Below are 12,010 nucleotides of genomic sequence, written 5' to 3'. Positions count from 1 at the left end.
ACCGGGCCCGCTCACGCGATGCCGGCCGCCCGGGCGGCGCCGCGCGCCGTCCGCCATTTTCCAGGATGACTCATGACCGATACCGCCGCTTCCGCCAGCCAGCCCGCGCTCGTGCGCAACGAGTTGAACCTCGTCTGGCTCGACATGGAGATGACGGGCCTCGACCCGGATAACGACCGCATCATCGAAATCGCGGTCGTCGTGACCAATTCCACGCTCGACATCGCCGTGGAAGGGCCCGTGTTCGCGATCCACCAGAGCGACGAAACGCTCGCGAAGATGGACGACTGGAACAAGTCGACGCACGGCCGCTCGGGCCTGATCGACCGCGTGCGCGCCTCGACCGTGACCGAGGCGGACGCCGCCGCGCAGCTGCAGGCGTTCCTCGCGCAGTACGTATCGCCCGGCAAGTCGCCGATGTGCGGCAATTCGATCTGCCAGGATCGCCGTTTCATGGCGCGCTGGATGCCGGAATTCGAGAAATTCTTCCACTACCGCAATCTCGACGTCAGCACGCTGAAAGAGCTGTGCCGCCGCTGGCAGCCCGCGATCTACAAGGGCTTCCAGAAGCGCGCGATGCACACGGCACTCGCGGACATCCACGAGTCGATCGACGAACTGAAGTACTACCGCGAGCATTTCCTGATTCCGGCCGCGTCGGCGCCGGCAGGCGAGTCCGCACCGGCCGCCTGAGCGGGCCGGCACGCGCTCAGCGCGGCGCGCGTTGAGCGCTCTTCGGCCGGAACGCCGCGACCACTGCGGCGTCGGTCTCGATGTACGGGCCGCCGATCAGATCGATGCAGTAGGGCACGGCCGCGAAGATACCGGGCACGGTCGACTTGCCGTCGGCGTCGCGCAGCCCTTCGAGCGTTTCCCGGATCGACTTCGGCTGGCCGGGCAGGTTGATGATCAGGGCCGCGTGGTCGGCCGTCTCGCGGATCACCGCGACCTGTCGCGACAGGATCGCGGTCGGCACGAAATTCAGGCTGATCTGCCGCATCTGTTCACCGAATCCCGGCATTTCCTTCGTCGCAACGGCCAGCGTGGCTTCCGGCGTTACATCGCGCCGCGCCGGGCCGGTGCCGCCGGTCGTCAGCACCAGATCGCAGCCTGCCACGTCGACGAGTTCCGCCAGCGTGGCGGAAATCGTCGGCGCGTCGTCCTGGATCAGCCGGGTTTCGGCGCGCCACGGCGAGCGCAATGCGCCGGCGAGCCATTCCTGCAGCGCCGGAATGCCCTTGTCCTCATAAATACCCGTGCTCGCGCGGTCGCTGATCGACACGAGGCCGACCACGAGCTCGTCCGGGTGGTTACGCTTCGTCGTCGTCATGGTCGTCTCCGGCGTCGTCGGCCGCTTCGTCATCCCCGTCGGGCGTACCGCTCGCGGTCTTGATCCACTGGAACAGCTCGCGGAAATAGCGCGGCGGCTTGCCTTGCTGTGCTTCCTTGCGCGCGTTGCGGATCAGCGTGCGGCCTTCCTGGATGTCGGCTTCGGGGTGCTGGCGGAGGAATTCGGTCAGCGCGTCGTCGCTGGCGAGCAGCTGTTCGCGCGTGCGCTCGATCCAGTGCAGGCGAGCGGTCGCGGCCTTGTTCACGCCTCGCTGGGCGTCCAGCGCGGTGCGCAGCGCGGCCGTTTCATCCTCGGTCAGCGAGCGCATCACGCGGCCAACGTACTGGAGCTGGCGGCGCTTGCCTTCGTGGTCGGTGATCCGGCGCGCCTCGCGCACGGCGTCGGCGAGGTCCTCGGGCATCGGCATGCGCTTGAGCGCGTCCTTCGGCAGGTCGACCAGGGCCTGGCCGAGCTCCTGCAGCGCGTGCATCTCGCGTTTCAACTGGGATTTGCTGGGGCGATCGTAGCCGTTGCCGACGTCGTCGTCGGCATGCTCGATCGGCTGGATTCGGGTTTTGCGTGTCATGGGCGGCATTGTATCGCGGCGCGAACACCCCAAGCTTGTCGGTATGCGGCCCCGGACCTTGCTATGATCGCGGGATACGCAACATTTTGAACATGCGGGCGGCTCGCCCGCCACCGGATATCACGACGATGGCAGCCAATCTCGACGTACAAGCGCGCTATTTCCCGCACACGCAGGACCAGCTCAAAGAAATTGCCTCGGACATCCTTCGCCATGCGAAGGCGCTCGGCGCGACGGACGCCGCGACCGAAATCTCCGAAGGCGACGGCCTGTCGGTGTCGGTGCGCCGCGGCGAGGTCGAGACGATCGAACACAACCGCGACAAGATGGTCGGCGTGACGGTGTTCATCGGCAAGAAGCGCGGCAACGCGAGCACGTCGGACTTCTCGCCGGCCGCGATCAAGGATACCGTCGCCGCCGCGTACAACATCGCGCGCTTCACGGCCGAGGACGACGCGGCCGGCCTCGCCGAGGCCGAGTTGCTCGAAACCGACCCGCGCGACCTCGATCTCTACCACCCGTGGGCGCTGACGGCCGACGAGGCCGTCGAGCTCGCCCGTCGCGCGGAGGACGCCGCGTTCGCGGTCAGTCCGCAGATCCGCAACTCGGAAGGCGCGAGCGTGTCGGCGCAGCATTCGCAGTTCGTGCTCGCGACGTCGCGCGGCTTCCTTGCCGGCTACCCGTACTCGCGCCACTACATCGCGTGTGCGCCGATCGCGGGCACCGGCCGCCACATGCAGCGGGACGACTGGTATTCGTCGAAGCGCAGCGCGGTCGACCTCGCTGCGCCGGAAGCCGTCGGGCGCTATGCGGCCGAGCGTGCGCTGGCGCGGATGGGCGCGCGCCGTCTCGACACCCGCAAGGTGCCCGTGCTGTTCGAGGCGCCGCTCGCGGCCGGCCTGCTCGGCGCATTCGTGCAGGCCGTCAGCGGCGGCGCGCTGTACCGCAAGACGTCGTTCCTCGTCGACAGCCTCGGCAAGCCGGTGTTCGCACCGCACGTGCAGGTCGTCGAGGATCCGCACGTGCCGCGTGCAATGGGCAGCGCGCCGTTCGACGAGGAAGGCGTGCGCACGCGTGCGCGCAGCGTCGTCAGCGACGGTGTCGTCGAAGGCTACTTCCTGTCGACCTATTCGGCGCGCAAGCTCGGCACGCAGACGACCGGCAACGCGGGCGGTTCGCACAACCTCGCGCTGCGCAGTTCGAACACGCAGCCGGGCGACGATTTCGACGCGATGCTGAAGAAGCTCGGCACGGGCCTGCTGTTGACGGAGCTGATGGGGCAGGGCGTGAACTACGTGACCGGCGACTATTCTCGCGGCGCGGCCGGCTTCTGGGTCGAGAACGGCGTGATCCAATATCCGGTCGAGGAAATCACCGTCGCGAGCACGTTGCAGGAGATGTTCCGGCATATCGTCGCGATCGGCGCGGATTCGATCGTGCGCGGTACGAAGGAAACGGGCTCGGTGCTGATCGAGCAGATGACGATCGCCGGCCAGTAAGCGGCGCGGCGTCGGCCGCCACGAAACGAAAAAGCCCGACCGGCGTGAGTGCGCCGGTCGGGCTTTTTGTCGTGTGCCGCGTGTCAGTCGCGCTTGCGCGCGTAGACGACGAACGCATAGCCGAACGTGTTCGGCGCGGCGGCCTGGTGCGGATCGCGCAACACTTCTTGCCAGTGCGCGGGATCGGGCGCCGGGAACGACGCATCGCCGTCGAAGTCCGCGTCGATCTCGGTGACGACCAGCTTGTCGGCGAGTTCCAGACCTTCCGCATAGAGCTGTGCGCCGCCGATCAGGAATGCTTCGGCTACCCCGTCGCGCGCGGCGAGCGCGAGCGCATCGGCGAGCGACGTGACGGTGTCGCAGCCGTCGAAGCGGCGCGCTGCGTCGCGCGTGACGACGATATTGCGGCGGCCCGGCAGCGGCCGGCCGATCGACTCGTGGGTCTTGCGGCCCATCACGATCGGCGCACCCATCGTCGTGCGCTTGAAGAACGCGAGGTCCTCGGGAAGTTTCCAGGGCAACTGGTTGTCGCGGCCGATGATGCCGTTGCGGGCGCGCGCGACGATCAGGGTCAACGTCGTCATGAAGGTCGGAGAAGAGGAGAACCGGAATGGCGCCGATTCTACCGGAATGGCGGCGCGCGACCGCATCGATGCGGATGCGCGGGCGCCTTGGCAGATTCCGGTCCGCCGCACCTCGCCGACGGTGGCGACGAGGTGCGGCCTTTGCGCCGTAATGTCCTGAATAAAAAGAGTGCCCGCCGGGGGACGGACACAAAAAACGGTTCGCGTCGAGATATCGACGCTGTGTGGACTGACCTGACTCATCTCGCTCGTCTGTAATCCTCATCAATTGAGCGGCATGTGGCGTCGTGAGCAGATTATTGATGCACGCGGTTTCCGGTATTTCCCTCCATCGCATGCTGTGCGTTGCCGGGAAGCGGAACAGGAATCGGTACTGGCAGCGGAGTAGGCGGGGCGAGCTCGTCCCACAGCGTCACCCATGTCTTGCTCGACGAACGCGGTTGGGGTGCGGCGACCGGCACGATACCGATGTGGTTGTCCTGTTGCGTGTGCGGCGCGTTATCGGCAAGCAGCATCGCGCGTTCGGGCCGCGCGCTTTCTTCCGCGCGGGCCGGCATGAACGGGCACGCGAGCGCAAATGCAATCGTCATCTGCACACAAGACCGCGAAAAAAGTGTTTGCATGGCTGCCTTCTCCGATCCGTTGCACATTCAGCGAAATACATGCCATCGGGCGAAGAGCATTGTCGCGTCTGCGATTCGCGGGGGAGCATCGTGAATCGCAATCGAAAACGCCGGGAAATGTTTCAGGCGTGAAACGAAGGGGCTTGGGAGTACTGCGGATTCATTCGATACGCTTCAAGGATGAAAATCTGGGCGTGTGTCGATGCAGGTACGCGTCACTGCGCGTGTGCTTATGTGCAGATGATTGATAAACGTCGACCATTGAGCGATTCGGCCGCTCGCCCATTTGCGCTGCAATCGGTTTGTCGTATTCAGCGCCTATAACTAAGCCGTTGTAACCCAAAAATAACTGGACGCGAGACAAGCGCCATCATGCGAGGCTGGTCGTCGCCGCGCATCGGCATGGCGAATCGAGCCGCTTCGGCTGACCCGGTTCGATCCTTTAGCACGCGACTTGGCGTGTGCTGCAATCGTTAGACGGTTGATGAACGGGGTGGGCATATGGGAGCCGAGCAGCGGCATGTGATCTATTTCTCGCGCGAGCCGAACGACGCTTTGCGCGGGCATTTCGACGAATGCGGGTGGCGCGTCGATCTTGCGGAAAGCGCACGCGACGTGCGGCGTGTCGTGCAGCACGGCGTGGCAACCGCCGGCCTGCTTGATTTCTCGCCGGGCTTTCGGCCCGCGGATCTGCGCGAACTCGAAACGTGTCTGAGCATCCAGCACATCGGCTGGATCGCGGCGACCCGGCGTGGGCAGTTGCAGGACGCGTCGCTGCGGCATCTCATTCGCGACTATTGCTTCGACTACGTGACGATGCCGTACGAGGCGTCGCGCATCGTCGAGACCATCGGCCATGCGCACGGCATGGTCGCACTGACCGACCCGGTGGCGGCGCCCGTCGGCGCCGGGCGCGCCGAAGGCGAGATGGTCGGCACCTGCGATGCGATGCTCGGACTCTTCAGGACGATCCGGCGCGTCGCCACGACCGATGCACCGGTGTTCATCTCCGGCGAATCGGGTACCGGCAAGGAACTGACGGCCGTTGCGATCCACGAGCGCTCGGCGCGCGCGCAGGCGCCGTTCGTCGCGATCAATTGCGGTGCGATTCCGTCGACGCTGCTGCAAGCCGAGCTGTTCGGCTATGAGCGCGGCGCTTTTACGGGCGCGAACCAGCGCAAGATCGGCCGTGTCGAGGCCGCGAACGGCGGCACGCTGTTTCTCGACGAGATCGGCGACCTGCCGCTCGAGAGCCAGGCGAGCCTGCTGCGATTCCTGCAGGAAGGCAAGATCGAGCGGCTCGGCGCGCATGTGTCGGTGCCGGTCGACGTGCGCGTGATCTGCGCGACGCACGTGAACATGGAAGCGGCGCTGCGCGACGGGCTGTTCCGCGAGGACCTGTTCCATCGGCTGTGCGTGCTGAAGATCGAGGAGCCGCCGCTGCGCGCGCGCGGCAAGGATATCGAGTTGCTGGCGCGCCACATGCTCGAGCGTTTCAAGGGTGATGCGCATCGCCGCCTGCGTGGCTTCTCGCCGGATGCGATCGCCGCGCTGTACGGCTATTCGTGGCCCGGCAACGTGCGCGAGCTGATCAATCGCGTGCGCCGCGCGATCGTGATGTCGGAGGGCCGGATGATTACCGCGGCCGATCTCGAACTCAACGAATTCGCGATCCTGGCGCCCGTCTCGCTGACCGAGGCGCGGGAAGCGGCCGAACGGCAGGCGATCGAGCAGGCGCTGCTGCGCCACCGCGGCCGTTTCGCCGATGCGGCGCGCGAACTCGGCGTGTCGCGTGTCACGCTGTACCGGCTGATGTGCGCGCATGGCATGCGCGATCGCAGCGACCCGCTGGGAGGGTTTTCGGCGCCGTTGCCGGAGGTTCCGCGTCACGCTTGCTAAAATTGGCGGGTGACGGCCGCCCTCGCGGCCGAAGGAACCCGCATGAAACAGTACCTCGACCTCGTTCGCACCATCCTCGACACCGGCACCTGGCAGGAGAACCGTACGGGCATCCGCACCATCAGCATGCCCGGTGCGATGCTGCGGTTCGACCTGCAGCAAGGTTTCCCGGCCGTGACGACCAAGAAGCTCGCGTTCAAGTCCGCGATCGGCGAACTGGTCGGCTTCCTGCGGGCGTCGCGCAGCGCGGCCGATTTCCGCGCGCTCGGCTGCAAGGTGTGGGACGCGAACGCGAACGACAATGCGCAGTGGCTCGCGAACCCGTACCGCCAGGGCGTCGACGACCTGGGCGACGTGTACGGCGTGCAATGGCGCCAGTGGCCCGGCTACAAGGTGCTCGACGCGGGCGCCGACGCGCAGGTCGCCGACGCGACGCGCCGCGGTTTCCGGATCGTCACGCGCTTCGACGAGGACGGTGCGCCGAAGGTGCTCCTGTACAAGGCGATCGACCAGTTGCGCCAGTGTCTCGACACGATCATGGAGAACCCGGCCGATCGCCGCATTCTGTTTCACGCGTGGAATCCGGCCGTACTCGACCAGATCGCGCTGCCCGCGTGCCATCTGCTGTACCAGTTCCTGCCGAACGTCACGAAGCGCGAGATTTCGCTGTGTCTGTACATCCGCAGCAACGACGTCGGGCTCGGCACGCCGTTCAACCTGACGGAAGGGGCTGCGCTGCTGTCGCTCGTCGGTCGGCTGACGGGTTATACGCCGCGCTGGTTCACGTACTTCATCGGTGACGCGCATATCTACGAGAACCAGCTCGACATGCTGCAGCAGCAGCTCACGCGCGAACCGTACGACAGCCCGCGGCTCGAGATTGCCGAGCGCGTGCCGAACTACGCGAAGACGGGTGTTTATGCGCCCGAATGGCTCGAGCAGATCGAGCCGTCCGACTTCTCGCTCGTCGGCTATCGGCATCATGAGCCGCTGACCGCGCCGATGGCGGTCTGAGCCCCGGCGGTTGACGGCGCGGCGGTGCGGGTTACGCGATCCGCGCCAGACGGAATGAAGAAGGCCCGACTGGCATTCGCCGGTCGGGCCTTTCCGTTTCATCGGGCGCGGTTACTGGCGGTGCCGCTCGTCGTGGCCGCCGGGCGGCGGGTTGCTCGGGTGCGGCGCCTCGACGTGCGGCGCCGGTTGCGGCCGTGGTTCCATGTGCGGCGCGGGCATCGACGGCCGCGGCTCCATGCGCGGAGCTTGCGGCTGCGATCGCGGCATTTCGTGTACGGCCGGCGCGGGCGGGCGGTACTCGTTCACGCGCGGCGGCGCGACTTCGTGCCTTGGTGCCGGTTGCGCGAATTCGGGGCGCGGTTGCTGTGTCGGGGCGGCCCGCTCGGGCCGCGGCTGCGCATGCTGCGCCGGTGCCGCGAAGTCAGGACGCGGACGCGGCTGCGGAATCTGCGCGGTCGTATCGAGCCGTGGTTGCGGCAACGCGCGCGGCGTTTCCTGCCGCCCGCCGAGTTGCGTACTGGGCGCGGCTTCCGGATGCTGGGCCGGTGCCGCGCCGCGCACGGGCGGCAGTGCATTCTGTCCCGCTGCGTGGAGAGCCGTCGGCGGCGTCGGGCGCTGACGCTCCATCGGCGTATGCGGCTGCATCCACGCGGGCGCGGGCGCCGCGGCAGCATGCGTGTTGTCGTGCCCGGTCGGCGTGTTGACGGAGATCGGCGGGTGCGGGACGCCATTTCCAGGGCCCAATGCCTGATGCGCAGCCGGATTGCCCGGTGCCTGCGGCGTGGCACCGTTCGTGAAGCGCGGCGCATTGGGGCCTTCGCCGTTCGTCGGCCGCGCGCCATTCGGCACGACAGGCATCGGCGCACCCGGCCGTGCGGCCAGTGCCTGTGCCGGGGCTGGCTGCCCGTCGCGCGGCGCGTGCGCCGGTTGCACGACAGGACCGTGCGGGTTCACGAGCTGAACGTTGCGCATCGCCCATGCACCGGCCTTCGGGTTGCCCGGAACGCGGACCGGGCGAGCCGTATAGTCGGCCGGCACGTTCGTCTTCGCGACGGGCGCGCCCGCGCCCGGCACGCGCCCGCCTTGCCGGGCGAGATGCGCGGCGGCCTGGTCGCGATATGCGGCCGGTACCGCCGGATTGCGCGTCGCGACGAACGTGTGCTGTCCGATCGCTGCCGGCGGGCGGTAGCTGGCCGTGCGCAGTCCGCCGGTAAAGCTCTGGCGTACCGGCGCAATGCCGGGGGTGCCCGGCATCACGTGCGCGTTGCGCCATTGCTGCGGATCGACGCGCTGCGAGAAGTGCGCGACTGGCTGACCGTGCACGAACGCGGACGCCGGCACGGCCGTGATCGCGTGCGGCGCGCGGAAGTTCACGTACGTCTTGTTGATGTTCGTGATGTTGGTGATGTTCGTCACGTTCACGGTCTTGTTGACCGTCACGTTGTTGACCACGATGTTCCGGTTCACGCGATCGTAGTAATGCGGGCTCCAGCCACCCCAGCCGGGATGCCAGGCTTCGCCCGGGCCGAGTGCGAACCACGCGCAGCCGGCCGCGGCGACGCCGCCGACCGTCAGGGCGACGCTCCAGTCGGGACCGCCGCCTCCACCCACGAACGCGACGAGCGCCGGCGCGTAGACGGGCGGCTGGCTGACGACCATCGGGCCGGGCACCCATGCCCAGCTATCGTCGACATAGGCCCAGCGGCCGTAGTGATAGGGCGCGAAGCCCCACGGTGCATCGTCGACCCACGTCCAGCCCCACGGCGCTTGCCAGATCCAGTGACCGTCGTGATACGGCGCCCAGTCGGCCGGCGTGTCGTTCGGCACCCAGACCTCGCCGTAATTCGGGGTTTCGCGCCACGTACCGTTCGCGTCGAGGTCCTGATAGCCGGGAACGTCGCGCGATACGTAGCGGGCCGACACCGAGCGCTGCTCGGCCGCATCGCGGCTGGCGGCCCACTGGTCGAGCGCATCGGGGGCCGGTGCGGCCGATTGCTGTGCGACCTGCAGGTCGGTGCCGGTGAACACGACCTGCTGCCCGGGCGACAGCGGATACTGCCCGTTGCTGCCGTAGACGGTCGCGCTGCCGCTGCGGACGGTGACCGTCGTGGTCGCACCGTTCGGCGCGACATCGACGCGATAGTCGCCGGGGCCCGTGATGCCGAGCGCGAGATTGGGCGTATCGATTTCGTAGGTTCCGCCGGGCGGCAGATCGCGTACGTGGGTCGACACGGTGCCGAGCCCGACTTTCAGCTGCGTCGTGTTGTCGTCGAGGTTCAGGACCGACAGGTTCGTCGATTCGCCGAGACGCACCGCGGTCGAGCCGATGTGCAGTTCCGAGCGCGCGCCGGCATCGTTCCACAGCTGGTCGCCGGTCGTCAGCGGCCGGTTCACGGCGGCGTACGACCAGGTATCGGTGCCGGCGGGTTCCGTCGTCACGGCACCCGACATGTAGTTGAGCCGGGCGACGCGGCTCGGCGGATCGCCACCCGGTTGTCGGGCGGCGGCCGCATACGCCGCGGCCTGTGTCGCTTGCGCGAATGCGGACGGCAGGGTCGCCAGCGTGGCGACAGCGAGCAGCGTGCAGTGGGCGGTTCGCTTGAGCGTGAACAGGGAGGCCATGATGAGCGTCTTCGTCGTTATCGCGGCGCGTCGATTCGTGCCGTCGAGTTCACAATATCCGCTCGGCCTGTTTCAGTGCTCAGTGTTTTGTAAGTCGTATGGCACGCGATGTAACAAAACCTGTCCATCGCGCGCCGTTGTCATCCGGTCGCAATGCGCACGTCAAGCGGACGTAAGCCAGTCGTCGAAAATCTGCTGTCCCGGCACGGTGACGCGCAGCACGCGCGGCCGCACGGTGCGCTCGATCCAGCCGTGCGCGCAGAAGCTGTCGAGCAGTGCCGCGCCCAGCGCGCCGCCGAGATGCGGGCGGCGCTCGCTCCAGTCGAGGCAGCGGCATGCGAAACGGCGGCGGCGCGTGCGCTGCTGTGCGACGTCGATGCCCCAGCGCCCGAGCGCCTGCGTGCCGAGTTCGGTGGCTTCGATCGCATCGCCGTCCGCCTGCAGCCAGCCGCGCGCGGTGAGCCCGTCGAAGATGCGGACCGCGAGCTCGCCGGCCATGTGGTCGTAGCAGGTGCGCGCGTAGCGTAGTTCGGCCGGCACCGTGCGCGACGGCGGCGGCACCGGACGGTTCGGCGCGGCCGCGCGGGCCACGTTCGCGAGTGCCTCGAGCGACGCCGCGATGTCGACCGACGCGAGCCGGTAGTAGCGGTGCCGGCCACGCACGTCGAGTGCGAGCAGGCCACCTTCGGTCAGGCGCGCAAGGTGCGCGCTCGCCGCGGAAGGCGACAGCCCCGCGATCATCGTCAGTTCGCCGGCCGGCCGCGCGCTGCCGTCCATCAGCACCCACAGCATCGCGGCGCGGCCGGGATCGGCGATCAGTGCGCCGATCCGGCTCAGGCCTGGAAAGTGGTGGTCGTCTTGATCGGTCATCGTCGTGTCTCGTCAGGCGGAATGCCTGCAGTGTAGGCGCTGCGCGCATTCGATGTTTCGCGTTCGGATGAAATGTCAGATGCGGCGGGGCGGTGTGCGCCCGCGGTTGCCGGCCGCGCGCGTAGAATGGCCCGACGCGGCGGCAGTGGGCCGCCGGATGCGACACGATGCAACGATGAAGACGATTTTCTGCCTGTTGGTGGCCGCGTTCCTCTGCGCGGCCTGTGCGCAGGGCGGTGCGGGTGCCGCCGGCGCGCGGGGCGGCAGCCTCGAGATGTACGGGACGATCGACCAGGGCATCACGGTGCGCCGCTGACGGGCGCCAGCTTGCGGTGCCGATGCCGGCTCAGTGCGCGGGTGGGCGTGCCGTCGCTGCGGCGCGGCGGGCACCGCGACGTGTTGCCGCAGTGCAACGTATAATGCGCCGATTGCAGTGCCCCCGCCGCCTGGAGCTACCACGATGTCCCAACCGTCCCCCGTACCGGCCGCCCTCGACCGCACCGAAACCGTATTCCGCTTCCTCGCCGAGCCGTCGTCCGTGAACTTCGGCGGCAAGGTGCATGGCGGCGCGCTGATGAAGTGGATCGACGAGGTCGCGTATGCGTGTGCGGCGGTCTGGTCGAGCCGCTATTGCGTGACGGTCAGCGTCGGCAACATCCGCTTCCAGCGGCCGATCCTCGTTGGCAACCTGGTCGAACTGAAGGCGCGCGTCGTCGCGACGGGGCGCACCAGCATGCACATCCATGTGTCCGTGCACGCCGGCGATCCGAAGGGCGGCGTACTGCGCCAGACGACCGATTGCCTCGTCGTGTTCGTCGCGGTCGATGAGAACGGCAACCCCGTGCCGGTGCCGCCGTTCGTGCCCGAGACCGACGAACAGAAGGTGCTCGCAAAATATGCGGCCGACGTGCGCGCCGCGCTCGACAAGATCGTCGAGATGAAGCCCGAGGAAGTGGCGAAGGGCACCGTCTGACGACAACGGG

The 12,010-nt window shown here is 67.8% G+C and carries 12 protein-coding genes; 6 read left to right on the top strand and 6 right to left on the bottom strand.

Annotated elements, in window-relative coordinates; all coding sequences use genetic code 11:
• Positions 1-72: 72 nt before the first annotated feature.
• Complete coding sequence (gene orn / locus DIE11_RS10525; protein WP_059678659.1) at positions 73-693, top strand: oligoribonuclease; 621 nt, start codon at positions 73-75, stop codon at positions 691-693.
• Positions 694-709: 16 nt separating this feature from the next.
• On the opposite strand, the gene mog is transcribed toward orn, so the two are convergent.
• Both mog and yjgA read right to left on the bottom strand, forming a co-directional pair.
• On the bottom strand, positions 710-1,330 hold the full coding sequence (gene mog, locus DIE11_RS10520) for a molybdopterin adenylyltransferase (RefSeq protein WP_124623372.1): 621 nt from the start codon (positions 1,328-1,330) through the stop codon (positions 710-712).
• A complete protein-coding gene (gene yjgA, locus DIE11_RS10515; RefSeq protein WP_272482657.1) occupies positions 1,311-1,916 on the bottom strand; it encodes a ribosome biogenesis factor YjgA in 606 nt (201 codons plus the stop codon). The genes mog and yjgA overlap by 20 nt, the downstream gene beginning before the upstream one ends.
• A 128-nt stretch (positions 1,917-2,044) precedes the next feature.
• Here yjgA and pmbA point away from each other — a divergent pair, with 128 nt between their 5' ends.
• The gene (gene pmbA / locus DIE11_RS10510) at positions 2,045-3,415 is read left to right on the top strand and encodes a metalloprotease PmbA (RefSeq protein ID WP_059523791.1); all 1,371 of its coding nucleotides are present in this window, start codon (positions 2,045-2,047) and stop codon (positions 3,413-3,415) included.
• Between the two features lie 83 nt (positions 3,416-3,498).
• Here the strand turns inward: pmbA and DIE11_RS10505 are convergent, their stop codons facing one another.
• Both DIE11_RS10505 and DIE11_RS10500 read right to left on the bottom strand, forming a co-directional pair.
• Positions 3,499-3,999, bottom strand: coding sequence for a dihydrofolate reductase (locus tag DIE11_RS10505; RefSeq protein WP_124623369.1), 501 nt, complete (start codon positions 3,997-3,999; stop codon positions 3,499-3,501).
• Between the two features lie 296 nt (positions 4,000-4,295).
• On the bottom strand, positions 4,296-4,589 hold the full coding sequence (locus DIE11_RS10500) for a hypothetical protein (RefSeq protein ID WP_260437101.1): 294 nt from the start codon (positions 4,587-4,589) through the stop codon (positions 4,296-4,298).
• 534 nt (positions 4,590-5,123) lie between these two features.
• Here DIE11_RS10500 and DIE11_RS10495 point away from each other — a divergent pair.
• Both DIE11_RS10495 and DIE11_RS10490 read left to right on the top strand, forming a co-directional pair.
• Positions 5,124-6,521, top strand: coding sequence for a sigma-54 dependent transcriptional regulator (locus tag DIE11_RS10495; protein WP_059606981.1), 1,398 nt, complete (start codon positions 5,124-5,126; stop codon positions 6,519-6,521).
• A 42-nt stretch (positions 6,522-6,563) separates the two neighbouring features.
• On the top strand, positions 6,564-7,535 hold the full coding sequence (locus tag DIE11_RS10490; RefSeq protein WP_124623366.1) for a thymidylate synthase: 972 nt from the start codon (positions 6,564-6,566) through the stop codon (positions 7,533-7,535).
• Positions 7,536-7,646: 111 nt separating this feature from the next.
• Here DIE11_RS10490 and DIE11_RS10485 read toward each other — a convergent pair whose 3' ends face one another.
• Together DIE11_RS10485 and DIE11_RS10480 are read right to left on the bottom strand one after the other, a co-directional pair.
• Positions 7,647-10,157: a DUF6600 domain-containing protein gene (locus DIE11_RS10485; RefSeq protein WP_124623364.1), complete on the bottom strand. Its 2,511-nt coding sequence runs from the start codon at positions 10,155-10,157 to the stop codon at positions 7,647-7,649.
• A gap of 162 nt (positions 10,158-10,319) precedes the next feature.
• Positions 10,320-11,027, bottom strand: coding sequence for a helix-turn-helix transcriptional regulator (locus tag DIE11_RS10480; RefSeq protein WP_124623362.1), 708 nt, complete (start codon positions 11,025-11,027; stop codon positions 10,320-10,322).
• Positions 11,028-11,202: 175 nt separating this feature from the next.
• Between DIE11_RS10480 and DIE11_RS36250 the strand changes: the two genes are divergently transcribed.
• Both DIE11_RS36250 and DIE11_RS10475 read left to right on the top strand, forming a co-directional pair.
• Positions 11,203-11,343, top strand: a complete 141-nt coding sequence (locus DIE11_RS36250; protein WP_170296360.1) for a hypothetical protein — start codon at positions 11,203-11,205, stop codon at positions 11,341-11,343.
• Positions 11,344-11,487: 144 nt separating this feature from the next.
• Complete coding sequence (locus DIE11_RS10475; RefSeq protein WP_014897688.1) at positions 11,488-12,000, top strand: acyl-CoA thioesterase; 513 nt, start codon at positions 11,488-11,490, stop codon at positions 11,998-12,000.
• The last annotated feature ends 10 nt before the right edge of the window (positions 12,001-12,010 follow it).

Origin of the sequence: Burkholderia sp. Bp9012 (genome assembly GCF_003853825.1) — a bacterium.
Lineage (GTDB): Bacteria > Pseudomonadota > Gammaproteobacteria > Burkholderiales > Burkholderiaceae > Burkholderia > Burkholderia diffusa.
Note: the sequence above shows the minus strand (reverse complement) of the source record. Positions and strands in the feature narration are given on the sequence as shown.